General features: G+C 69.4%; 21 protein-coding genes and 2 pseudogenes. 9 read left to right on the top strand and 14 right to left on the bottom strand.

The window, feature by feature from the left end; all coding sequences use genetic code 11:
- The first annotated feature begins 39 nt into the window (after positions 1-39).
- Genes ACFWYW_RS01280 through ACFWYW_RS01260 form a run of 5 tightly spaced genes read left to right on the top strand, consistent with a single transcriptional unit; the run spans position 40 to position 5,433 of the window.
- The gene (locus ACFWYW_RS01280; protein WP_379609008.1) at positions 40-1,329 is read left to right on the top strand and encodes an extracellular solute-binding protein; all 1,290 of its coding nucleotides are present in this window, start codon (positions 40-42) and stop codon (positions 1,327-1,329) included.
- A complete protein-coding gene (locus tag ACFWYW_RS01275; protein ID WP_379609007.1) occupies positions 1,326-2,255 on the top strand; it encodes a carbohydrate ABC transporter permease in 930 nt (309 codons plus the stop codon). Before ACFWYW_RS01280 ends, ACFWYW_RS01275 begins: the two co-directional genes overlap by 4 nt.
- On the top strand, positions 2,255-3,058 hold the full coding sequence (locus ACFWYW_RS01270; protein WP_379609006.1) for a carbohydrate ABC transporter permease: 804 nt from the start codon (positions 2,255-2,257) through the stop codon (positions 3,056-3,058). Before ACFWYW_RS01275 ends, ACFWYW_RS01270 begins: the two co-directional genes overlap by 1 nt.
- Positions 3,055-4,425 carry a GH1 family beta-glucosidase gene (locus tag ACFWYW_RS01265; protein ID WP_379609004.1) on the top strand — a complete coding sequence of 457 codons (1,371 nt, stop codon included), beginning with the start codon at positions 3,055-3,057 and terminating at the stop codon, positions 4,423-4,425. Before ACFWYW_RS01270 ends, ACFWYW_RS01265 begins: the two co-directional genes overlap by 4 nt.
- 12 nt (positions 4,426-4,437) lie before the next feature.
- Positions 4,438-5,433, top strand: a complete 996-nt coding sequence (locus ACFWYW_RS01260) for a LacI family DNA-binding transcriptional regulator (RefSeq protein WP_379609348.1) — start codon at positions 4,438-4,440, stop codon at positions 5,431-5,433.
- A 3-nt stretch (positions 5,434-5,436) separates the two neighbouring features.
- On the opposite strand, the gene ACFWYW_RS01255 is transcribed toward ACFWYW_RS01260, so the two are convergent.
- The 9 genes from ACFWYW_RS01255 to ACFWYW_RS01215 form a co-directional block, all read right to left on the bottom strand.
- Positions 5,437-5,970: a carboxymuconolactone decarboxylase family protein gene (locus ACFWYW_RS01255; protein ID WP_379609003.1), complete on the bottom strand. Its 534-nt coding sequence runs from the start codon at positions 5,968-5,970 to the stop codon at positions 5,437-5,439.
- Positions 5,971-5,981: 11 nt separating this feature from the next.
- The gene (locus tag ACFWYW_RS01250) at positions 5,982-7,487 is read right to left on the bottom strand and encodes a glycoside hydrolase family 13 protein (RefSeq protein WP_379609002.1); all 1,506 of its coding nucleotides are present in this window, start codon (positions 7,485-7,487) and stop codon (positions 5,982-5,984) included.
- Positions 7,488-7,491: 4 nt separating this feature from the next.
- Positions 7,492-8,349 (bottom strand): carbohydrate ABC transporter permease, encoded by an 858-nt coding sequence (locus ACFWYW_RS01245; protein WP_379609001.1) that lies wholly within the window; start codon positions 8,347-8,349, stop codon positions 7,492-7,494.
- Positions 8,346-9,269, bottom strand: a complete 924-nt coding sequence (locus tag ACFWYW_RS01240) for a carbohydrate ABC transporter permease (protein ID WP_379609000.1) — start codon at positions 9,267-9,269, stop codon at positions 8,346-8,348. Before ACFWYW_RS01240 ends, ACFWYW_RS01245 begins: the two co-directional genes overlap by 4 nt.
- Positions 9,269-10,615: an extracellular solute-binding protein gene (locus ACFWYW_RS01235; RefSeq protein WP_379608999.1), complete on the bottom strand. Its 1,347-nt coding sequence runs from the start codon at positions 10,613-10,615 to the stop codon at positions 9,269-9,271. Before ACFWYW_RS01235 ends, ACFWYW_RS01240 begins: the two co-directional genes overlap by 1 nt.
- A 99-nt stretch (positions 10,616-10,714) precedes the next feature.
- On the bottom strand, positions 10,715-11,698 hold the full coding sequence (locus ACFWYW_RS01230; protein WP_379608998.1) for a LacI family DNA-binding transcriptional regulator: 984 nt from the start codon (positions 11,696-11,698) through the stop codon (positions 10,715-10,717).
- A gap of 67 nt (positions 11,699-11,765) precedes the next feature.
- The gene (locus ACFWYW_RS01225) at positions 11,766-11,996 is read right to left on the bottom strand and encodes a DUF6343 family protein (RefSeq protein WP_379608997.1); all 231 of its coding nucleotides are present in this window, start codon (positions 11,994-11,996) and stop codon (positions 11,766-11,768) included.
- Positions 11,997-12,009: 13 nt separating this feature from the next.
- Positions 12,010-12,702: a maleylpyruvate isomerase family mycothiol-dependent enzyme gene (locus tag ACFWYW_RS01220; RefSeq protein ID WP_379608996.1), complete on the bottom strand. Its 693-nt coding sequence runs from the start codon at positions 12,700-12,702 to the stop codon at positions 12,010-12,012.
- Between the two features lie 86 nt (positions 12,703-12,788).
- Positions 12,789-13,514 (bottom strand): hypothetical protein, encoded by a 726-nt coding sequence (locus ACFWYW_RS01215; protein ID WP_379608995.1) that lies wholly within the window; start codon positions 13,512-13,514, stop codon positions 12,789-12,791.
- 175 nt (positions 13,515-13,689) lie between these two features.
- Here ACFWYW_RS01215 and ACFWYW_RS01210 point away from each other — a divergent pair, with 175 nt between their 5' ends.
- Positions 13,690-14,601, top strand: a complete 912-nt coding sequence (locus ACFWYW_RS01210; protein WP_379608994.1) for a sugar kinase — start codon at positions 13,690-13,692, stop codon at positions 14,599-14,601.
- 10 nt (positions 14,602-14,611) lie between these two features.
- On the opposite strand, the gene ACFWYW_RS01205 is transcribed toward ACFWYW_RS01210, so the two are convergent.
- Positions 14,612-14,887, bottom strand: a complete 276-nt coding sequence (locus ACFWYW_RS01205) for a type B 50S ribosomal protein L31 (protein ID WP_379608993.1) — start codon at positions 14,885-14,887, stop codon at positions 14,612-14,614.
- A 28-nt stretch (positions 14,888-14,915) separates the two neighbouring features.
- Positions 14,916-15,626, bottom strand: a complete 711-nt coding sequence (locus ACFWYW_RS01200; RefSeq protein ID WP_379608992.1) for an SDR family NAD(P)-dependent oxidoreductase — start codon at positions 15,624-15,626, stop codon at positions 14,916-14,918.
- Positions 15,627-15,717: 91 nt separating this feature from the next.
- Between ACFWYW_RS01200 and ACFWYW_RS01195 the strand changes: the two genes are divergently transcribed.
- Together ACFWYW_RS01195 and recQ are read left to right on the top strand one after the other, a co-directional pair.
- Positions 15,718-16,869: an MFS transporter gene (locus tag ACFWYW_RS01195; RefSeq protein ID WP_379609347.1), complete on the top strand. Its 1,152-nt coding sequence runs from the start codon at positions 15,718-15,720 to the stop codon at positions 16,867-16,869.
- 53 nt (positions 16,870-16,922) lie between these two features.
- The gene (gene recQ / locus ACFWYW_RS01190; RefSeq protein WP_379608991.1) at positions 16,923-18,731 is read left to right on the top strand and encodes a DNA helicase RecQ; all 1,809 of its coding nucleotides are present in this window, start codon (positions 16,923-16,925) and stop codon (positions 18,729-18,731) included.
- Between the two features lie 512 nt (positions 18,732-19,243).
- On the opposite strand, the gene ACFWYW_RS01185 is transcribed toward recQ, so the two are convergent.
- Positions 19,244-20,068, bottom strand: coding sequence for a phosphotransferase (locus tag ACFWYW_RS01185; protein ID WP_379608990.1), 825 nt, complete (start codon positions 20,066-20,068; stop codon positions 19,244-19,246).
- Positions 20,069-20,349: 281 nt separating this feature from the next.
- Positions 20,350-20,673, bottom strand: a pseudogene (locus ACFWYW_RS01180) (ISL3 family transposase); the annotation flags it as partial.
- 163 nt (positions 20,674-20,836) lie between these two features.
- Here ACFWYW_RS01180 and ACFWYW_RS01175 point away from each other — a divergent pair.
- On the top strand, positions 20,837-21,346 hold the full coding sequence (locus ACFWYW_RS01175) for a DinB family protein (protein WP_379608989.1): 510 nt from the start codon (positions 20,837-20,839) through the stop codon (positions 21,344-21,346).
- Positions 21,347-21,399: 53 nt separating this feature from the next.
- Here the strand turns inward: ACFWYW_RS01175 and ACFWYW_RS01170 are convergent.
- A pseudogene (locus ACFWYW_RS01170) lies at positions 21,400-21,597 on the bottom strand (ISL3 family transposase); the annotation flags it as partial.
- Positions 21,598-21,732 lie beyond the last annotated feature (135 nt).

Below are 21,732 nucleotides of genomic sequence, written 5' to 3'. Positions count from 1 at the left end.
GCTCTCTCATCGTTCCCAGGAAAGCCTTGGAGGGTTTCCATGACCCCTCGTCTGCGACTGCTCGCCGTACCTCTGATGCTCGCACTCGCCGTCACCGCCTGCGGAGGCGGCGGCGGCGAGACCGCCGGCACGGCCTCCTCCGCGAAGCCCGCCGAGAAGGTCAAGCTCACCGTCGGCCTCTTCGGCGACTTCGGCTTCAAGCCGCTCTATGAGGAGTACAAGAAGACGCACCCGAACGTCGAGATCGTCGAACAGGTCACGCAGTTCAACGACCACCACAACAACCTGGTCAAGCGGCTGGCGACCAACGCGGGGGCGGCCGACATCGAGGCGGTCGAGGTGGGCTACATCAGCACGTTCACCGCGCTGACCGGCAAGTTCCACGACCTCAAGCAGTTCGGGCTGGACAAGCGGCAGGCCGACTACCTCGACTGGAAGTGGCAGCAGGGCATCAGCAAGGACGGGCAGCAGGTGCTGGGCCTCGGCACCGACGTCGGCGGGCTGGCCATGTGCTACCGCAAGGACCTGTTCAAGAAGGCGGGGCTGGCCACCGACCGCGCCGAGGTCGCGGGGCTCTGGCCCACCTGGGAGTCCTACATCGAGACCGGCAAGAAGTTCGCGGCCGCCAACGTGGCCGGGGCCAAGTTCGTGGACTCGCCCGGTGAGATCTTCCGCGCGATGGTCAACCAGGCGCCCGTCGGGCTGTACGACACCTCTGACAAGATCATCGTGGACTCCAACCCCGACGTGAAGAAGGCCTGGGACCTGTCCAACCAGATCTCCCAGAACAACCTGTCGGCCAAGCTGGCCGCCTTCTCCCCGCCGTGGAACACCGGCTTCGCCAAGGGCTCGTTCGCCACGATCATCTGCCCGGCCTGGATGACCGGCTACATCCAGGAGCAGGCCAAGAACGCCTCCGGCAAGTGGGACATCGCGGCCGTGCCCGGCGGCTCCGGCAACAGCGGCGGCTCCCACCTGATGCTGCCCAAGCAGGGCAAGCACGCCAAGGAGGCGGCCGAGCTGATCGACTTCCTCACCTCCAAGGAGAACCAGGCGCGGGTCTTCAAGGAGGAGGGCACCTTCCCCTCGATCCCGGCGCTCTACGACGACCCGTCGATCCAGACGTTCACCAAGCCGTTCTTCGGCGACGCCCCGATCGGCAAGATCTACTCCGACGCCGCCAAGGCGCTCAAGCCCCAGCACCTCGGCCCGAAGGAGGCCGACGTACGCACCGCGATCGGCAACGGCCTCGGCCGGGTCGAGCAGGGCAAGCAGTCGCCCGACGAGGCGTGGGCGCAGGTTCTCCAGGACGTCGCGAAGATCAAATGAGCGTCATCTCGCTGAGGGCGCTCTCCAGGAGGCGCAGACGGCACGTCGTTGACATGAAGGTGTCGCCGTATGCGTACGTCGCCCCCTTCTTCCTGCTGTTCTGCGCCTTCGGGCTGTTCCCGCTCCTCTACACCGCATGGGTGTCGCTGCACGAGTGGACACTGCTGTCCGACGTGCACACGTTCGTCGGGCTCGGGAACTTCGGCACGCTGCTCGGTGACGCCTACTTCTGGAACGCCACGTTCAACACGCTGTCCATCGGGGTCATCTCGACGGTGCCGCAGCTGCTGCTGGCCATCTGGCTGGCGCACCTGCTCAACCGGCCGCTGCGGATGCAGACGTTCTTCCGCATCAGCCTGCTCCTGCCGAACGTGACCAGCGTGGTCGCGGTCGTGGTGATCTTCAGCCAGCTGTTCGGACGTGACTTCGGGCTGATCAACTGGATGCTCGGCTGGTTCGGGGTGGGCACCATCGACTGGGCAGCGGGCACCGCCACGTCGCACGTCGCCATCTCCGTCATGATCATGTGGCGGTGGACCGGGTACAACGCGCTGATCTTCCTCGCGGCGATGCAGGCCGTACCCAGAGAGCTGTATGAGGCGGCCACCATCGACGGCGCGTCGAACCTCACGCAGCTGCGCAGGATCACGGTGCCGATGATCCGGCCCACGATCGTCTTCGTGGTCATCGTCTCGACCATCGGCGCGATGCAGATCCTGGCCGAGCCGCTGCTGTTCGGGGGCTCCAGCGTGACTGGCGGTCCCGACCGGCAGTTCCAGACGCTCTCGCTGTTCGTGTACGAGCACGGCTTCACGAAATTCGACTTCGGGTACGCCTCGGCGGCCTCCTGGATCATGTTCCTCTTCGTGGTCCTGGCGGCCGGGATCAACTACCTGCTCACGCGCCGGATGAAGGGCGGTCTGTGATGCGGCTCCGGTACCTGACGCTGATCGCCGTCGCCTTCTTCTCCGCCTTCCCGCTCTACTACAGCGTCGTCGTGGCCTCGCGGCACAACTCGGCGCTGGCCGAGGTGCCGCCACCGCTGCTGCCCGGCGGCAACTTCTTCGCCAACGTCTCGCGCGTCTTCGACACCGTGCCGTTCGCGCTGGCGCTGGCCAACTCGGTGCTGGTGGCGGGGGCGATCTCGGTGGCGGTGATGTTCCTGTCGACGCTGGCCGGGTTCGCCTTCGCCAAGCTGCGCTTCCGCGGCAGGAACGCGATGTTGCTGATCACGGTCGGCACCATGATGGTCCCGGCCCAGCTCGGGATCATCCCGCTCTACATGCTCATGGTGAAGGTCGAGTGGACCGGCACGATGTACGCGCTGATCGTGCCCGCCCTGGTCAACGCGTTCGGGGTGTTCTTCATGACGCAGTTCCTGGAGCGCGCGCTGCCCAACGAGCTGCTGGAGGCGGGGCGGGTCGACGGCGCCACCACGTGGGGTCTGTTCTGGCACGTGGTGCTGCCCGTGGCCAGGCCCGCGATGGCGGTGCTCGGGATGCTGACGTTCATGTCGGCCTGGAACGACTACTTCTGGCCGCTGGTCGTGCTGACCCCCGACAACCCCACGGTTCAGGTCGCGCTCTCGACGCTGGCCAGCGGCTACGTCAACGACTACGTGCTCGGCCTGGCGGGGACGGCGATCGGCACGCTGCCGCTCGTCCTGGTCTTCGCCGTGTTCGGCAAGCAGATCATCGGTGGAATCATGCAAGGAGCTGTTAAGGGATGATTTTCCCGGAAAACTTCGTCTGGGGTGCCGCCACGGCCTCCTACCAGATCGAGGGGGCGGCCAAGGAGGACGGGCGCGGCCAGTCGATCTGGGACACCTTCTCGAGAACGGCCGGCAAGGTCGTCGGCGGCGACACCGGCGACGTCGCGTGCGACCACTACCATCGCTACGCCGACGACGTGAAGCTGATGCGCGAGCTCAACCTGGCCGCCTACCGCTTCTCCATCGACTGGCCCCGCGTCCAGTCGACCGGCTCGGGCGCGATCAACCCGGCAGGCCTCGACTTTTACGACAGACTCCTGGATGAGCTACTTAAGGCCGAAATTTCGCCTTACGTGACGCTTTATCACTGGGATCTCCCCCAACCACTCGAAGACCGGGGCGGCTGGGCCACCCGGGACACCGCCTACCGCTTCGCCGAATACGCGGCAGCCGTACACGCGAGGCTGGGTGATCGTGTCGAGCACTGGGCCACGCTCAACGAGCCCTGGGTCTCGGCGTTCCTCGGCTACGGCAACGGCGTGCACGCCCCCGGCCGCACCGACCCCGCCGCCGCCATGCGCGCCGCCCACCACCTGCTGCTCGGCCACGGCCTGGCAGCCAGGCAACTGCGCGCCGCCGGGGCCCGCAGTCTCATGCTGGTGGTCAACGCCGCCCCCGTCCTGACCACGGCCCAGGTGAACGATCCGGAGGCGGAGCCGTCCGAGGCGGACGCGGCGGCAGTACGCAGGATCGACGCGCTGCTCAACCGCCAGTTCCTCGACCCCGCGCTGCGCGGCGCCTACCCCGGGGAGGTGCTCGCCGCCGCCGAGCGCAACGGCGGCACCGCGCACATCCTCGACGGCGACCTGAACCTCATCAACGCCCCGGTGGATCTCATCGGCGTCAACTACTACAACCCCTGCCTCGTGGCCTCCGCCCCCGGCACCCCCGCCGACCCGGCCTGGCCCGGCTCGGACGACGTGGCCTTCACCTCCGTGGACGCCCCCAGGACCGCGATGGGCTGGCCCGTCGTCCCGTCCGGCCTGTCCAGGCTTCTGGTACGGCTGTCGCGCGACTACCCCCAGGCCGGCCTCATGGTCACGGAGAACGGCGCCGCCTACGAGGACGTCGTGGAATCGGGCCGGGTCCACGACGCCGACCGCCTCGCCTACCTCGACAGCCACCTCCGAGCCGCCCACGACGCCGTGCAGCAGGGCGCCGACCTGCGCGGATACCTGCTGTGGTCGCTGCTGGACAACTTCGAGTGGGCCGAGGGCTACCGCCGCCGCTTCGGCATCGTCCACGTCGACTACGACACCCAGGCGCGTACCCCCAAGGACAGCGCCCTGTGGTACCGCGACGTCATAGCCAGGAACGGACTGTAGATTCCTAGCGTGATGAAACGTCCGACGTTGGAGGCGGTCGCGGCGCGGGCCGGGGTTTCGCGCGCGACCGCCTCGCGGGTCGTCAACGGCCAGACGACCGTGGCGCCGGGAATCCGCGATGCCGTGCTGCGGGCGATCGACGAGCTCGGGTACGTGCCCAACAGCGCGGCCCGCAGCCTCGTCACCCAGCGTACCGACTCGATCGCGCTGGTCGTCTCGGAGCCGCCGACGCGGGTCTTCTCCGAGGATCCGCTGTTCTCGACGGTGATCAGGACGGCCAGCGTCGAGTTGGAGTCGGCCGACAAGCAGGTCGTGCTGATGCTGGCCTCCTCGGCCAAGAGCCACGCGCGCGTGGAGCGCTACATCGCGGGCGGGCACGTCGACGGGGTCATGCTCATCTCCATGCACGGCGCCGACCCCCTGCCCGCCGCCGTCTCGCGACTGCGCGTGCCGGTCGTCTCGTACGGCAGGCCGGCCGTACCGGTGGACATCCCGTTCGTCGACAACGACAACGTGGGCGGCGCGGAGTCGGCGGTGCGCTACCTGCTGGAGACGGGCAGGCGGCGCATCGCGACCATCGCCGGCCCCCTGGACATGATCGCCGGGCAGGACCGCCTGACCGGCTACCGCAACGTGCTGCGCGACTCCGACCGCCGCTCGATCGTGGCGGTGGGCGACTTCACCCGCGAGTCGGGCGCGACGGCGATGCGGCAGCTCCTGCACGACGATCCGGCGCTGGACGCGGTGTTCGTGGCCAACGACCTGATGGCGGTCGGCGCGCTGCAGTCGCTGCGGCAGGCGGGCCGGCGGGTGCCCGATGACGTGGCGGTGGTGGGGTTCGACGACATCGAGGCGGCCAAGTACACCGAGCCGCCGCTGACCACGGTGAAGCATCCGGTCTTCGACCAGGCTGCGGCGATGGTCCGGCTGCTGCTGGCGCTGTTCGAGAACGGCCCGGCCGATCCGGTCATCCTGCCGACCGAGCTGATCATCCGCGAGTCGGCCTAGAACCTAGGACTGGACGCGGAAGACGCGCATCTGCAGGGCGAGCGTGCGGTAGTAGCCGACCAGCGTGGTCAGCTCGAACACCACCGGCGCGGCCAGCAGCGTGTACTCCTCCTCGTCCAGGTCGCCCCGGGTGACCAGGGCGCGGGCGATCCGGTGGACGGCCAGTTCCTCCTCGTCGTCGAGTGACGGCTCCTCACCGGCGCGCAGCGCCGCCAGTTGCCCTTCGGTGAAGCCGAGGTCGCGGGCCAGTCTTTCGTGCGCCTGGCGTTCGAAGGCGCTGTCGCAGTGGTTGGCGACGACCAGCGTGGCCAGCTCGCGGCAGCGGCCGGTGAGGCGGGAGCCGTAGCGGATGGCGGCACCGAGCTCCTGCAGCGCGTCGCCGACCGGCGGGCTGAGCAGCATGGCGTTGAACGGGCCGATGAGGGCGCCGTTCGCGTCGGTCACGGAGGCTCCGCGCGGTCCAGAGGTGATCTTGTCGTAGACCGCGCGGGCGTCCGGGTCCAGCCGGTCGGGGCGCGAAGGGGTGAGTCTGGTCACGCGTCCCGATGCTAGATCAGCCAGGCGGTGGTGTCCTGGGGGATGCGGTCGCCGGTCAGCGGGCCGCTGGCCAGCAGGATCTCGCCGGGTGGGAGGGGTACGGGGTCGGGGCCGAGGTTGGTCACGCAGGTCAGGCCGGAGTCGCGGGTGAACGCCAGGACGTGCGGGCCCATGGGCAGCCAGGTCAGGGTGCCGTCGCCGAGCAGTTCGTGGCGCAGGCGCAGGGCCGTCCGGTAGAGGGAGAGCATCGAGCCCGGGTCGCCGGTCTGGGCCTTCGCGGTCATGGGCGCCCAGTCCGCCGGCTGGGGCAGCCAGGTCGGGTGGCCGCCGAAGCCGAACGGGGCCGACTCGCCCGACCACGGCAGCGGGACGCGGCAGCCGTCGCGGCCCCGGTTGGCGCCGCCGGAGCGGGCGTACATGGGGTCCTGGCGGGCGGCGTCCGGCAGGTCCTCGACCTCCGGGAGGCCCAGTTCCTCGCCCTGGTAGACGTAAACGCAGCCGGGCAGGGCCATGGCCAGCAGCGCCGCCGCCCGTGCGCGGCGCGTCCCCAGTTCCGGGTCCGAGGGGGTGCCGTGCAGGGCGCCGCCGTGGGCGAAGGTGGTGTCGGCCCTGCCGTACCTGGTGACGGGGCGGGTGACGTCGTGGTTGGACAGCACCCACGTCGGCGGCGCGCCGATGGGGGTGTGCGTGGTGAGGGTCAGCTCGATGACGCGGCGCAGCTCCGCCGGCTCCCACGGGCAGGACAGGAAGTCGAAGTTGAAGGCCGTGTGCAGCTCGTCCGGACGCAGGTAGCGGGCGAAGCGCTCCTGGTCGGGCAGCCACACCTCGCCGATGAGGATGCGGTCGCCGTACTCGTCGGCGATCTCCCGCCAGCGCCGGTAGACGTCGTGGACGGGGTCGAGGTCCTCCCAGCGCTCGGCGTCCTTGAACAGCAGGGCGGCCGAGTCGACGCGGAAGCCGTCCACGCCGCGCTCGAACCAGAAGCGCAGCACGTTCTCGAAGTCGGCGTGCACCTCGGGCGAGTCCCAGTTGAAGTCCGGCTGTTCCGGGGCGAACAGGTGCAGGTACCACTGCCCGTCGGCCACCTGCGTCCACGCCGGGCCGCCGAAGATCGACTGCCAGTCGTTCGGCTCGTCGCGGAACCAGAACCGCTCGCGCGTCTCCGGCGCGGTCAGCGCCTCCTTGAACCAGGCGCTCTCGGTGGAGCTGTGGTTGGGCACCACGTCGATGATGACCTTGATGCCCAGCTCGTGGGCGTCGGCGATGAACCTCTCCGCCTCCTCCAGCGTGCCGAAGACCGGCTCGATCCCGCGGTAGTCGGCCACGTCGTAGCCGCCGTCGGCCATGGGCGACGGGTACCAGGGGTTGAGCCAGATCGCGTCCACACCGAGGTCCTTCAGGTACGGCAGCCGCCCCCGCAACCCGGCGAGGTCGCCCACGCCGTCCCCGTTGCCGTCGGCGAAACTACGCAGGTAGACCTGGTAGATCGCGGCCCCCCGCCACCACGCTTGCGACATGTGGTTACCCCTTGATGCTTCCGGCGGTGAGACCCGCCATGATGTGCCGCTGGAAAAGGAAGAACACGATGACGGTCGGGATGCTGGCGATCACCAGGCCGCCCATGATCGCGTTCTGGGTCACCTGGCCGGCCGTCTGGGATAGGCCCACGGAGACCGTCATCTTGTCGCTGTCGGACAGGACGAGGAACGGGTAGACGAAGTCCCTGAAGACGTTGACCACGGTGAAGATGGAGACGACGCCGAGGATGGGCCGCGAGACGGGCAGCACCACCGACCAGAGCACGCGCGCCGCGCCTGCCCCGTCGATCTCGGCGGCCTCCAGCAGTTCACGCGGGATCGAGTCGAAGAACCGTTTGAGCAGGAAGATGTTGAACCCGTTGACCGCCGCCGGGAACCAGATGGCCCAGGGCGTGTTGAGCAGGCCCAGGTCGACGACGGTGACGTACAGCGGGATGAGCACCACCATCGGCGGGATCATCAGCGTGGCCAGCATCGCGCCGAGGATGAAGCCGCCGAACATCGGCCGCAGCTTCGACAGCGCGAACGCGGCGGTGACGTCGATGACCATGGTGAAGGCCCAGGCGCCGAGCGCGTAGACGCCGGTGTTGCGCAGGAGCGTGCCGATGTCGAACAGCTCCCACGCCTCCAGGAAGGCGTCCAGGCTCGGGTTGGCCGGGAAGAACGTGGGCGGCATCTGGGCGATCTCCTCGCCCGTCTTCATCGCCCCGGTGATCATCCAGTAGAGCGGGAAGACGAAGGCGAGGGTGAAGGTGACCAGCACGGTCACCAGCACCAGCCAGTAGACGCGCCTGCCCCAGCGGGAGCCGAGCTGCAACGGAGAGATGATCGTCCGGGTCATGGGCGGTCCTGGCGGTTCAGCCGCAACTGCACGGCGGCGAAGGCCAGCAGCACGAGCATGAGCATGAGGCCCAGCGCGCCGCCCGCGCCGTAGTTGCCGCCGTAGACGAAGGCGTACTGGTACATGAGGTAGGCGACGGTGAGCGTGGCGTTCTCCGGTCCGCCGAGCGTGAGCATGAACGGCTCGATGAACACCTGCATCGTGGCGACGATCTGCAGCATCAGCATGAGCAGCAGGATCAGCTTCGTCTGCGGGATCGTGACGTGGCGGATACGCCGCCAGACCCCGGCGCCGTCGAGCTCGGCCGCCTCGTACAGCTCGCCGGGGATGTTCTGCAGCGCGGCCAGGTAGATGAGCGTGCCGCTGCCCAGGTTCATCCAGGTCGAGACGATCACCAGCGAGATCAGCGCGGTGCTGGTGGAGTCGAGCCAGGCCAGCGGAGGGATGCCGGCCACGTCCAGGATCTGGTTGAACAGGCCGGGCCCCGGGTCGAAGAACCACCGGAACATCAGCACCGACACGATCGGCGGCAGCATGACCGGCAGGTAGACCACGAAGCGCAGGTACGCCCGCGCGTGCCGCAGTTCGTTGAGCACGATCGCGATCGCGAACGGCACCACGTACCCGCACAGCAGTGCCAGGACGGTGAACTCCAGCGTGTTGAGCCACGCCTCGCCGAAGGCCGGGTCGTCGGCCACCGTGCGGAAGTTGTCCAGCCCGACCCAGGTCGGCGCGTCGATCAGGTTGGTCTGCTGGAAGCTCAGGATGAACGTGCGCACCATCGGGTACCACGCGAACACCGCGAAGCACGCCAGCGCCGCGCACAGGAACCCGTAGGCGGTCAGGTTGCGCCGGATGGAACGGCCGAGCCGCGACGGCACGCGTGCCCGCCGCCGCGTCCCGGCATCCGCGATCAGCATCAGCTCTTGGCCAGGACGGCGTTGGCCTTGCTCTCCGCGTCGGTGAGCAGCTTGTCCACGTCGGCGTCCTTACGGCTGAGCACCGCGGACATGGCCACGTCCAGGATGGCGTAGAGCTCCTGCGCCTTCGGCGGCTCCAGCTTCGGCGGCACCGCCGCAGAACCCTCGACGAAGGGCGAGAAGTTCTCCACCGGCAGCGTGGCGTGCTGCTTCTGCAGGTCGGCGATCTTCTTGCCGGACGGCGAGTCGCCGAACAGCGAGTTGTTGGGCAGTCCGACCGGGTTGCCGATCGTCTTCGCCCGCTCGTAGTTGAAGGCGCCCTGACCCGGCGTGGTCCAGTAGAAGTCGATCCATTGCAGTCCGGCCTTCGCCTCCTCCGGCGTGGCCTTCGGGTTGATCATGAAGCCTTCGCCGCCGCTCAGCGAGGCCTTGGCCTCGGGGAACGGGGCGATGCCGTAGTCGGCGATCTGCCCGCCGAACTTGTTGACCAGGTCGGGCACGACGTCGGGGGCGCCGAGCATCATGCCGGTCTTGCCGCTGCCCATGGCCTGCATCAGCGACTCCCAGCCGACCAGCAGCTTGGTGCCCATGCTGTTGTCGCTCCAGCGCAGGTCCTTGAGGAACTGCAGAACGGCCTTGCCCTCGGGGCTGTTGAAGGCCGCCTGCCTGCCGTCGGGCGTCACCATTTCGCCGCCGCGGCCGTAGATGGCCTGGTTGAAGTGCCAGCCGCCGGTGTTGCCGCCGCTGTACTCGCCGTAGCCGACGTAACCGGCGCCGATCCCGGCGATCTTCTTGGCCGCCTCGCGGACCTCGGCCCAGGTCTTGGGCGGGGTGTTCGGGTCGAGTCCCGCCTGGGTGAACAGCTTGCGGTTGTAGACGAGGCCGACGCTGTAGGTGCTGGTCGGGATGCCGTAGACCTTCCCGCCCGCGCTGTAGGGGGTCATGGTGGCGGGCGAGAAGTCGGCGAAGTTCTTCACCTCACCGGTGAGGCCGGAGATGTCGAGCGCCTGGCCCTTGGCGATCACGTCCTGGGTGTTGGTCACCGGTACCCGGAAGACGGTCTCCACCTGGCCGCCGGCCAGTTTGGGGCCGAACGTCTTGGGGTCGAAGCACGGCTGCTGGTCCGTGCTCACGACCGTGACGTCCGGATGCGCTTTCTGGAAGGCGGCGACGTCGTCGTCCCAGACCTTGCGGTTGCGCGGGTCGCTCTTGGCCGGCTGGCACGCCACCTTGATCGTCACCTTGCCGCCCTCGGTCTTCGAGGCGGGTGTGGACGTGCCACATGCCGTTGGTGCCGCAAGCCCCGCGATGAGGAGCAGTGCCAGGGCTCTGCGATTGCTCTGCATGGATCTGACCCTTCTGGTGCGATCCCTGTGGTGTGGCCCACACGATAGGTTCGCGGACAGAAGGCTGCAATAACTCGACAGATATACGCAAGATAACGATTAGGCGCGGGCGGTCGACGACCTCACCACGAGCTCGGGCTCGAACAGCAATTCGTCGGCCGGCACGGCGGCCTTGCCGATCTGCGCGACCAGCAGGTCGACGGCCGCCCTGCCCATCGCGTCGATCGGCTGGCGGACCGTGGTGAGGGGCGGATCGGTGCAGTTCATGAGCGCGGAGTCGTCGTAGCCGATGACCGAGACGTGCTCGGGCACCGACAGCCCGGCCCGCCTGGCCGCGCGGACCGCGCCAAGCGCCAGCAGGTCGCTGGCGCACACGATGCCGGTCACCTCCCGCCTGACCAGCCTGGCGGCGGCGGCGTGCCCGCCCTCCAGCGAGAACATCGTCTGCTCGACCAGTTCGGGATCGCCGCCGCTCGACAGGAACACGGCCAGCTTGCGCCGCGAGGGCATGTGGTCGGCGGGGCCGAGGACCATGCCGATGCGCTCGTGGCCCAGCGCGCGCAGGTGGGCCAGCGACATCTCGGCGGCCACCGTGTCGTCGCAGGAGACCTGCGGGAACCCCAGGTGCTCGACGGCGGCGTTGACCAGCACGGTGGGCAGCTTGCGCTCCAGGATCAGCTCGTAGTGCCCGTGCGCGGCGTCGGCCTGCGCGTACAGGCCGCCGGCGAAGACCACGCCGCTGACCTGCTGTTGCAGCAGCAGATCGACGTACTCGGCCTCGGTCACCCCGCCGACCGTCCTGGTGCACAGCACCGGCGTGAACCCCTGCTGCGCCAGCGCCCCGCCGACGACCTCGGCGAAGGCGGGGAAGATCGGGTTCTGCAGCTCGGGCAGGACCAGGCCGACGAGCCTGGCCCGGTCGCCGCGCAGCTGGCTCGGCCGCTCGTAGCCGAGGACGTCGAGGGCGGTCAGCACCGCCTCCCGCGTGGCATCCGACACCCCGGGCTTGCCGTTGAGCACGCGACTGACCGTCGCCTCGCTCACTCCGACCTTCTTGGCCACCTCTGCCAGTCGTCGCGTCATGCGCAAATCATACGACTATTCACGCAAGAATTTACACTGACTTGCGCTCACTTACGTAGATGTCGTCCTAGCGGCGGTGGCGCAGCACCAGGAGGTCGGCCGCGGCCACCACGGCCACGAACCCGGCGATCGCCGCCTCCCAGAGCCAGACCTCCTCGCCGGTGCTCATCGCGCGCAGCAGGCAGAAGATCGCCAGTGCAGCGCCCACGACCAGCGCGACCACCGACAGGATCCGGCGGGCGCGCACCGGGCTGCGCGCGCTCAGCGGCTCCGTGCCCTCGCGGTTGCGCAACCACATGATCGGCCTCCTCTCAGGCCAGGCACCTCAGTGCCCCGGCGATCCGCGGGTCGGTCCGCTCGTCGGGACGGCCCACGGTCGCGTTGACGAACTCGGGATAGGACAGGGTGGCCTCGTGGCCGTCGGCGTTCACCCAGATGTGGTCGGCCGGCTGCTCGACCTGGATCTTCGCGTCCTGCTCCTCCAGGGCGAAGCGGCCCACCGCGACCCGCCAGAGCGTCCTGCCCTCGACCTCCGCCTCCGTGACGGGCGCGCCGACGTCGTCGGCGTGGGTCGCGTACTCGGAGTCGTAGTGGAAGGTCTGGTCGCCGACGGGGTAGGGGCCGGCGAGGGTGTCGAGCGTCGCGTCCCGGCCGAGGGCGCGCATGCGGGCGCGGGTCTCGCCGTTCTTCTCCCGCCATTCGGCCAGGACCTCGGTCAAGGGTACGGCGCGGCGCTGCCGTACACACCACTCGTTGAAGTCGTTGAAGCCGGTGACGCCCTCGCCCGCCAGGCGGGTCATGAGCTGCTGCACGGTGCCGTCGAGGGCGGCGTGGTTGTACAGCTCCTCCCCGGCGAGGTGGCCGAGCACGTCGCGCACCGACCATCCGGCGCAGCGCGAGGGCCGGTCCCACCCGGCGGCGTCGAGGCCGGAGAAGAACGCGTCCAGGCGCGCCGCCTCGGCGTCGAAGATGTCGAACGGGTCGAAGTCTTTCAGCAGCTCCATACCCTTTAGCTACCTCGCTGAGGCCGTCGTGAACATGCGAGAGCCCGGCCCCTCGCGGGACCGGGCTCTCAGATGGTGCTCAGTGCTTAGTGGTGCCAGCGGACGACACGCACGTAGTCACGACGGCTCTCGGAGCCGTTGAGCTCGTCACTGCCGTTGAAGACGGCCTTGAACGTGCCGGACTTCCAGGCACGCGACTTGGCGTAGAACTTGCCGCCCCACCCGGTCTTGCCGGAGGCGACCCACTTCCAGGTGCTGTAGCCGTTGGCGCGGTAGTAGATGTTCACCTTCTCGCCGCGAGCACCCTCCCAGCCGTCGTCGTTGACCTGGAGGCGACCGGTGTAGTGGATGTACTTGCCCTTGCGGACCTTGTACGGGTCGGCGTTGAACCGGGTGATCCGGGTGTCGGCCTTGCCCGCGTCCTCGATGTCGACGGAGAAGTACGCCTTGTCCTCGGCGACCTTCTTGCCGTTCTTCCACGCCTCCGCGATGGCGCTCCACTTGCCCTCAGGGTCGTTGCTGTCGAACGACACCGCGAAGCGCCAGCTGTGCTGGGTGACGGTCTTCTCGCTGAGAGTGCGGAAGCTGTCGCCCTCGGGCTGGACCTTCACGACGACCTTGTCAACGTCCGAAGAAGCGTTGACCCTGATGAACGCGTCCTCCTCGCCGCCCTTGGGGACGACGACCGGGTTCGGCGAAATGCTCTGGATGTCTACGGATGACGTCTTCTGCTGAGCGGAAGCGGCGCCACCGGTCAGCAGCATCGCGCCGCCGACCATGGCGGAGATGGCGCCTACTGCGATCTTCTTCATGAGGGTGCTAATCCTCTCCCCGTTCTCTGGAGCCGGCTCGGGATAGCCAGCTCCTCTACTACTTTGAGGCACCGGGAGTGGAAAAGGTTGTCTAAAGTTACGAGAAATATTTGATCACGGTCCCGACCAGGGGTAAAGCGCAGAAATCCGTTATGTGCGGCTACAGTCAGGCTCCATGACCGATGTCTACACCCTGGGCGCCGTCATGGGTGTCGTCTCCAGCGGCCGGGTCCGCCACGACAACGAGGCCAGGCTCGACCTGTGCGGGCCGGAGTTCTCCCTGGCCATAGGCCTGTCGCGGCTCGGGCACCGGGTGGCCTTCCTCGGCAAGGTGGGCGCCGACGAGCTCGGCGCGCGAGCCCTTTCCGTGCTGCGCGGAGAGGGCGTGGACATCGCCGACACCCGGGTGGACGACAGCGCCACAACGGGGCTGCTGCTGAAGGAGTCGCGGGTCGGATACCCCGGCCTGACCTCCTACTACCACGGCGGTTCCGCCGGAACCCGCCTGTCGCCGGGCAACGTCCCGATCGACAGGATCGGGGCCGCGCGGCTGCTCCACATCACCGGGACCACCGCGGCGCTCGGCCGCGACTGCCTGGAGGCGGTACGCATCGCGGTCACCGCCGCGCGCAACGCCGACGCCCTGATCTCCTTCGCCGTCACCTACCGGCCCTCGCTGTGGCCGTCGGTACGCGAGGCGGAGGAAGTCCTGAGCGAGCTGGCCCGCGCGTCCCACCTGCTGTTCGTCGACCAGGACGAACTCGACCTGGTCAAGCCCGCGCTCACGCCCGAGCGCGAGGTGGTGGTCAGCCGGGGCACGAAGGGCTTCAGCGTGCGCGCCGACCGGATGCGCTACGACGTGCCGCGCACGCAGGTGCCGGTCGTGGACGTGGCCGGGTCGGAGGAGGCGTTCGCGGCCGGCTACATCTCCGCCGCCCTGGACGGGCTCACCCCGCCCGAGCGCCTGGCGCGCGGCAGCATGCTCAGCGCGGCGGCCACGACCGGCGCCAGCGAGTGGCAGACGCTACCGGCCCGTGCCGACCTGCCGCGGTTCGGCGCGGGTACGGCCCAGGCGGGCGCGGGCTGAACGGTCACCCTTACTTGCCGCCATAGCGCTGCCTGAAGCGCTCGACCCTGCCCGCGGTGTCCAGGACCCGGCCGCGGCCGGTGTAGTAGGGGTGGCTGGCGGAGGAGACGTCCACGTCCACGACCGGGTAGACGCGGCCGTCCGTCCACTCGATCGTCTGGGCGCTCGACCTGGTCGATCGGGTGAGGAAGGCGTAGTCCGCACTCTTGTCGCGAAGGCTCTTGTCGCGAAGGCTCTTGTCGCGGAAGACGACCGGCCGGTACTCGGGGTGCAGGTTCTTCTTCATGGCCGCCTCAACCAGGTGGCAATGGTTTTCATTCCCTGGCTTCGGGGTCGAATCCGAGCACGGTCCTGCCGCCGTCCACCGGGACCGTCGCGCCGCTGACGAACGACGACTCCTCCGACAGCAGGAACGCCACGACGGCGGCGATCTCATCCGCCCTGGCCACCCTGCCCACCGGGTGGAGGCGGGCCATCTCGCGCTCGATCTCCGGCGTGGCCATCTGGTCGTAGCGGCCGGTGGCCACCGAGCCCGGGGCCACGGCGTTGACCCGGATGCCGTGCCTGCCGTACTCGACGGCGAGGGATCTGGTCAGGCCTTCGATGGCGGCTTTGGCCGTGGCGTAGGGGAGGGCGCCGGGCACCGCCCTGGTGGCCTGGTGGGAGGTGAGGTTGACGATGGCGCCCGCCGTACCGGATCGGAGGAAGGTCTGGACGGCGACGGCGCAGCCGACGACGGCGAGGTCGAGGTTGGCGGCGATCAGGCGGCGCACGTGCTCGACGGGGGCGTCGTGGAGGGAGGTGTCGCCGAAGACGGCCGCGTTGTTGACCCAGCCGGCCAGCGGGGCCGCCAGGCGGGCCGCCTCGCGCGCCACCTGCTCGTCGGCGGCGTCGCCGAGCACCGGGATCACACGGTCGTCGTGTCCTTCGGGGGGTTCCCTGTCGAGGACGACGACGGTGCCGGGCAGGCGTTCGGCGATGGCGCGCCCGATGCCCTTGCTGCCTCCTGTGACGACATAGCCCATAGGTGATGCATATCACCACATAGCATGATTGTTCGGGGGAAGGGTCTTGAGTGTGATCGTGGAGGATCGGCGTGGGTCTCCTCCGCAGGGGATGCGGATGGTCGCCGCTCTGGCGATCACGCAGACCGCTGGCTTCGGCGTGCTTTATTACGCTTTTTCGGTTTTTATCATGCCGATGTCGCGGGAGCTTCGTGCGGGCGTGCCGCAGCTCACCGGGGCGCTTACGCTGTCCATCCTGCTGTCCGGGCTGGTGGCGCCGCTGATCGGCGGCTGGCTCGACCGGCGCGGCGGACGCGGGCTGATGACGCTCGGCTCCGCCCTGGGCGCGGGCGCGCTGCTCGCCTGGTCACAGGTGCAGCACCTCGTTCAGCTCTATCTCGTCTGCGCGGTGCTCGGGGTCGCGTCGGCGATGGTGCTGTACGAGGCGGCGTTCGCGGTGATCGTCGCCTGGTTCGACGCGGCGCGGCGGCCGCGGGCGCTGCTGGCCGTCACGATCGTCGCGGGGTTCGCGTCCAGCATCTTCCTGCCGGTCACGGGCCTGCTCGTCGAGCGGTACGGCTGGCGTACCGCCCTGGTCGTCCTGGCGGTGGGGTACGGGCTGCTGGCCGTACCCCTGCATTGGCTGACCGTGAGGAGGCGCGCGGCCGGACGCCCGCCGTCCTCGCGCGCGGCGGTCGGCGCGGCCCTGCGCGAACGGCCGTTCTGGCTGCTGGCGCTCGCCTTCCTGGCGCAGACCGGCGCGGTGTCGGTCATGGGCATCCTGCTGGTCACGTACCTGATCACGCTCGGCCACTCCCCCGTCTTCGCCGCCGCGGTCGCGGGCCTGCTCGGGGTGCTCTCGGTGACCGGCCGCGTGGTCACGACCGGCCTGCAGAGCCGTTTCCGGGTCGCGCCCGTGGCCGCCGCCGTCTTCGCGCTGCAGGGCGGCGCGGCGCTGCTGCTGCCGATCGCCGGCCGCAGCGTGGCCGGGGCGATCGGCGCGGTGGTCCTGTTCGGGCTGGGCTTCGGCGTCGCCACCATCGCCCGCCCCGCTCTCCTGGCCGAGAGGTACGGCACCGCCGCCTACGCCTCCATCAGCGGCGCCCTGGCCCTGCCGATCACCGTCGCCAAGGCCGTGGCACCCCCGATCGCGGCGCTGATGGGCTTCCCCGTGGCCATGATCGCGGTCGCCGCCTGTTGTCTCACCGGGACTGTCGGCCTGATCGCCTACGATCGCCTTGTCTCACGGGGCCTGTCGGCCTGATCGCCGTGGGCGAACGCCCTGACCCGTCTCCCCTCGCCACGTAAGGTAGCCGCATGGATACGCCCCTGGAGGTCCTGCACCGCGTCTTCGGCTACGACTCCTTCCGGCCAGGCCAGCAGGAGATCATCGAGCACGTGGTCGCGGGCGGCGACGCGCTCGTCCTGATGCCGACCGGCGGCGGCAAGTCGCTGTGCTACCAGATCCCCGCCCTGGTCCGCCCGGGCGTGGGTGTGGTGATCTCCCCGCTGATCGCGCTGATGCAGGACCAGGTCGACGCGCTGACCGCGCTGGGCGTCCGCGCGGGCTTCCTCAACTCCACCCAGGACTTCGACGAGCGCCAGCGGGTGGAGAGCGCCTTCGTGGCGGGCGAGCTCGACCTCCTCTACCTGGCCCCCGAGCGCCTGCGCGTCGACTCGACGCTGCGCCTGCTGGAGAAGGGCGAGGTCGCCCTGTTCGCGATCGACGAGGCCCACTGCGTCTCCCAGTGGGGCCACGACTTCCGCCCCGACTACCTCATGCTCTCCGGCCTCCACGAGCGCTGGCCCGACATCCCCCGCATCGCCCTGACCGCGACCGCCACCCCGGAGACCCACGCCGAGATCTCGGCCCGCCTCGGCCTGGAGCAGGCCCGGCATTTCGTGGCCAGCTTCGACCGGCCCAACATCCAGTACCGCATCACCGCCAAGAGCGAGCCCAAGCGGCAGCTCCTCGACTTCATCCGCACCGAGCACCCCGACGACGCCGGCATCGTCTACTGCCTGTCGCGCTCCTCGGCGGAGAAGATCGCCGAGCACCTCTCCGACCACGGCATCGCCGCCATCCCCTACCACGCGGGCCTCGACACCCGCACCCGCGCCCTGCACCAGTCGCGTTTCCTGCGCGAGGAGGGCCTGACCGTGGTGGCCACGATCGCGTTCGGCATGGGCATCGACAAACCCGACGTCCGCTTCGTCGCCCACCTGGACCTCCCGAAATCCCTGGAGGGCTACTACCAGGAGACCGGCCGGGCCGGCCGCGACGGCCAGCCCGCGACCGCGTGGATGGCCTACGGCCTGCAGGACGTCGTCCAGCACCGCCGCCTGGCACTGGAGGGCGACGAGGCCCACCGCCGCCGCCAGGCGCTCCACCTGGACGCCATGCTCGCCCTCTGCGAGACCGTGACCTGCCGCCGCGTCATGCTCCTCGACTACTTCGGCGAAAAGGGCACCGCCCCCTGCGGCAACTGCGACACCTGCCAGACCCCGCCGGAGACCTGGGACGCCACCGTGCCCGCCCAGAAGGTCCTGTCCACGGTGCTGCGGCTGGCCAGGGAGCGCGGGCAGAAGTTCGGCGTGGGGCAGGCGGTGGACATCCTGCTGGGCAAGAAGACGGCGAAGGTCGAGCAGTTCGGCCACGACACGCTCACCGTCTTCGGCATCGGCACCGAACTGACCGGACCGGAGTGGCACGGAGTCGTCCGCCAGCTCCTCGCCCAGGGCATCCTGGCCGTCGAACCCGCCTACGGAGCCCTGGTGCTGACCGACGAGAGCGCGGGGGTGCTGCGCGGCCAGCAGAAGGTCAACCTGCGCCGCGACCTCAAGCCGCGCACGCCGTCCCGCTCGGGTGGTGGCTCCTCGAAGTCCCGCGAGGTGGTGGACCTGACGCCGGAGGCGGCTCCCCGGTTCGAACGGCTGCGGGCGTGGCGTGCCGCCACGGCGAAGGAGACGGGGGTTCCGGCCTACGTCATCTTCCACGACGCGACACTCCGCGAGATCGCCACCCGCAACCCGACGACGCTGCCGGAGCTGGGGACGGTCAGTGGGGTGGGCGAGAACAAACTCGCCAAGTTCGGCCCCCAGGTCCTCGAAACCCTCCACTCCTAAGGGCATGGTCCTCGCGCGGGGGGCGCTACGCGCCAAGGGCTCGGGCAGTGACAGCGGGGGCAAGCCCCGCACCCCCGGCGAGAGGCCTCCGGCCCCTCGCGCTCCCCGGGTCGTGAGCCGGTTAGCCGGAGTCCATACTCACCCGGCTGAGTACCGACAGGCAGGGATGGGACCGAGACGGCTCCGATCTCGGGAGGGAGGCGTGGGCCGGGGCGGTGGGGTGAGGTCACGGACCCGCCCACGCCGCCGCCGGGGGCCTGCGGCGGGCTACGGTCCGGAGCGGTGCGGAGTCCGCGGCAGCGGGGCCTGGAGCACCCGGGCCCCGGGCAGCGTGCTCGGGGCAGCGCGAAAGTCCGGGACAGCGTGCTCGGGGGGGCGGAGCCCGGAGTAGCGTGCTCGGGGCGGCGGGGGCCTGGAGGGGCATGGGCCCGGGGGTGGTGTAGGTCAGGGCAGCGGGATGTCCGCGACGCGGGGGTGGTGCAGGTGGGGTGGGTTGTGGCGAGGGGGGTTGGTTAGGGGTGGGGTGGGTTTTGGGTGGTTAGGGTGTGGATCCGGGTGGCTGCTTGGTCGGCTATCTCGTGACCGGGTGGGCGGGTTACCAGGTCGCTCAGGGCGAACATGTCCAGGACCCAGCCCAGGTATTCCCAGCCGTCCGGGTGGTGGCTGCCGAAGGTTTCGCGGAAGGTGTTCACGAAGTCCTCGGGGTAGTCGGCGCCGAAGCGGGTCATGTTGGCGGCGTCGCCGTACGGGCAGCCTGAGTAGGCGAACTCCCAGTCCAGGATGGCGGTGACGTGCCAGGCGCCGCGGGTTCTGGCTACCAGGATGTTCTTCGGGTTGATGTCGGCGTGGACCAGGAAGGGCTGGGTGTCGATCTCGCTCAGGGCCGGGGCATGGGCTGTGCAGAGGGCGAGCCAGGCTTCTCTTGTCCCGGGGTCCAGGCGGTCGCCTGCCGCGGCCATGCAGGTGGCGGCCATCTCTGGGAGTTGTGATGACCACGAGGGTTCTGGGGGGATGGACAGGGCGGCGTCAGCGAAGAAGCCCGGACGGTCGAAGGTGACGGTGGCGATCTGGGCGACCACCCGGCCTACCTCCTGGCCCAGTTCCTTCATGCCGGGTTCGGTGAAGGCCTCGGTCAGGGGGATGCCGGGGACGTATTCCAGGATCATGGCTTCTGGCAGCAGGTGGAGGACCTCGGGGACGGGGACGTGGTCGCGGGCCACCGCCATCACCGCCGCTTCGATCGCCGGGTCGGGGCCGCCCAGCCGTACCACGACCTGGCCGTCGGGGAGCTCCAGGAGGCATGTCTCGTGGGAGAAGCCGCCTGCCAGCGTTGACACCGATGTCACCGGGCTGCCTAGGGTCTCGGAGATCAGGCTGAGGTCTTCTGGGCGCATCGGGCCAGTATTCAGGGTTCGGCACCTGGGGCGGGACTGAGCCTCCATGGCCTCACGGGGTCAGTTTGACGGTCGGGCGGGTTCGGTTGCCTCGGGTTTCGAGGGTCAGGGAGGTTCTGTCCGTGACCGCCGAGATGTCGCCGTTTCTGGCGAGGACGCGGACGTTGACCGGTGTACCGCGGCCGGGCTCCCCGCGGAAGAGCTGCGATCTGCCACGGGCTATGTCGCGACAGCTTCGCCCGCGGCTCGGCGGCCCGCGACGTGTCCTGGCGCCACACGTGACCGCACCCGGTGCACAGGTATCGGCGGAGGCTGACCTCCAACACCGTGGGCCGCCACCCGAACGGCTCGTGCGCCAACCGCCGGACCACCGTGTCCCTGGCCGCGCCCTGGCATCCGCAGCGACGACACCAACTGTCGGGCTCGACAACCCGGCACCGGAAAATCGCCCGATCAGGCTCCAACCGCTGCCCGAGCACTTCGAGCCCGAGATCATCAAGACGAGCGAACGTGGTCAGGTCAGGGCGGGCGAAGGTAGCGTCAGACACGTCGAGGTCTTCCAGATGGACGGCATATTCACCTCCATCCTCGGGAGACCTCGACCCGTACCCGGCCATCGACGCGCCGACCGGACTACACCCTCAACTGCGACTGCGAAGAGCCCAAAAATAGCCTCGGTGCGAGGGTCGGCCCGCGTGCTACGTTCCGGCCATGACTAGACCCGGTGAGATCCTCGGCAGCGTGTTCGCCGCCAGCGAGCGCGAGCAGCTCGAGACGTTCCTGGATTACCTGCGCGACGCCGTCGTGCGCAAGGCCCGCGGGGTGTCGGAGGAGGACGCCCGGCGCAGCCCCGTGCCGACCGGCACCAACCTCGGCGGCCTGATCAAACACCTGCGTTGGGTGGAACTGGGCGGGTTCGCCGAGCAGATCGGGCAGATCCCCGCCGCGGAGCTGCCCACGCCGCCGTGGACCGACGCAGACCCGGAGGCCGACCTGCGGCTGGAGCCGAACGAGAAGCTCGACGACGTCATCGGCGCCTACCAGGCGGAGTGCGACCGCTCCCGCGAGATCGCCGCCCAGCACAGCCTCGACTACGCCGTCACCACGCCGCGGGGCAGGGAGCTGACGTGGGTGTACCTGCACGTGATCGTGGAGACCGCCCGGCACGCGGGCCACGCGGACCTCCTGCGCGAGATGATCGACGGCAGCGTCGGCGACTGACGGCTCGCGACGCGTCGTCGGTCCGTGTTCCGGGTCGTCGGAGGCGGCGTTACACGGTATCGGCGGAGGCTGACCTCCAACACCGTGGGCCGCCACCCGAACGGCTCGTGCGCCAACCGCCGGACCACCGTGTCCCTGGCCGCGCCCTGGCATCCGCAGCGACGACACCATCTGTCGGGCTCGACAACCCGGCACCGGAGAATCGCCCGATCGGGTTCCAACCGCTGCCCGAGCACTTCGAGCCCGAGATCATAGTCACCTCCATCCTCGGGAGACCTCGACCCCTACCCGGCCACCGACGCGTCGACCGGACTACACCCTCAACTGCGAAGAGCCTCACTTCCGGCTGTGACGAAGAGCAGTACGGGCTCGCCTCCGCGCCGGGT

It is taken from the genome of Nonomuraea sp. NPDC059023 (assembly GCF_042740095.1).
Lineage (GTDB): Bacteria > Actinomycetota > Actinomycetes > Streptosporangiales > Streptosporangiaceae > Nonomuraea.
The sequence above is the reverse complement of the archived record's forward strand: the minus strand, read 5'-3'. Positions and strand labels throughout refer to the sequence as shown.

Excerpts from the sequence above, each read along its gene's own strand:
- ACFWYW_RS01230 (WP_379608998.1), bottom strand. The coding sequence starts at position 11,698 with ATGACGCGACGACTGGCAGAGGTGGCCAAGAAGGTCGGAGTGAGCGAG.
- ACFWYW_RS01205 (WP_379608993.1), bottom strand. The coding sequence starts at position 14,887 with ATGAAGAAGAACCTGCACCCCGAGTACCGGCCGGTCGTCTTCCGCGAC.
- ACFWYW_RS01235 (WP_379608999.1), bottom strand. The coding sequence starts at position 10,615 with ATGCAGAGCAATCGCAGAGCCCTGGCACTGCTCCTCATCGCGGGGCTT.
- ACFWYW_RS01275 (WP_379609007.1), top strand. The coding sequence starts at position 1,326 with ATGAGCGTCATCTCGCTGAGGGCGCTCTCCAGGAGGCGCAGACGGCAC.
- ACFWYW_RS01225 (WP_379608997.1), bottom strand. The coding sequence starts at position 11,996 with ATGTGGTTGCGCAACCGCGAGGGCACGGAGCCGCTGAGCGCGCGCAGC.
- ACFWYW_RS01240 (WP_379609000.1), bottom strand. The coding sequence starts at position 9,269 with ATGCTGATCGCGGATGCCGGGACGCGGCGGCGGGCACGCGTGCCGTCG.
- ACFWYW_RS01175 (WP_379608989.1), top strand. The coding sequence starts at position 20,837 with ATGACTAGACCCGGTGAGATCCTCGGCAGCGTGTTCGCCGCCAGCGAG.
- ACFWYW_RS01220 (WP_379608996.1), bottom strand. The coding sequence starts at position 12,702 with ATGGAGCTGCTGAAAGACTTCGACCCGTTCGACATCTTCGACGCCGAG.
- ACFWYW_RS01200 (WP_379608992.1), bottom strand. The coding sequence starts at position 15,626 with ATGGGCTATGTCGTCACAGGAGGCAGCAAGGGCATCGGGCGCGCCATC.
- ACFWYW_RS01210 (WP_379608994.1), top strand. The coding sequence starts at position 13,690 with ATGACCGATGTCTACACCCTGGGCGCCGTCATGGGTGTCGTCTCCAGC.
- ACFWYW_RS01260 (WP_379609348.1), top strand. The coding sequence starts at position 4,438 with ATGAAACGTCCGACGTTGGAGGCGGTCGCGGCGCGGGCCGGGGTTTCG.
- recQ (WP_379608991.1), top strand. The coding sequence starts at position 16,923 with ATGGATACGCCCCTGGAGGTCCTGCACCGCGTCTTCGGCTACGACTCC.
- ACFWYW_RS01215 (WP_379608995.1), bottom strand. The coding sequence starts at position 13,514 with ATGAAGAAGATCGCAGTAGGCGCCATCTCCGCCATGGTCGGCGGCGCG.
- ACFWYW_RS01280 (WP_379609008.1), top strand. The coding sequence starts at position 40 with ATGACCCCTCGTCTGCGACTGCTCGCCGTACCTCTGATGCTCGCACTC.
- ACFWYW_RS01250 (WP_379609002.1), bottom strand. The coding sequence starts at position 7,487 with ATGTCGCAAGCGTGGTGGCGGGGGGCCGCGATCTACCAGGTCTACCTG.
- ACFWYW_RS01270 (WP_379609006.1), top strand. The coding sequence starts at position 2,255 with ATGCGGCTCCGGTACCTGACGCTGATCGCCGTCGCCTTCTTCTCCGCC.
- ACFWYW_RS01265 (WP_379609004.1), top strand. The coding sequence starts at position 3,055 with ATGATTTTCCCGGAAAACTTCGTCTGGGGTGCCGCCACGGCCTCCTAC.
- ACFWYW_RS01245 (WP_379609001.1), bottom strand. The coding sequence starts at position 8,349 with ATGACCCGGACGATCATCTCTCCGTTGCAGCTCGGCTCCCGCTGGGGC.
- ACFWYW_RS01195 (WP_379609347.1), top strand. The coding sequence starts at position 15,718 with ATGCGGATGGTCGCCGCTCTGGCGATCACGCAGACCGCTGGCTTCGGC.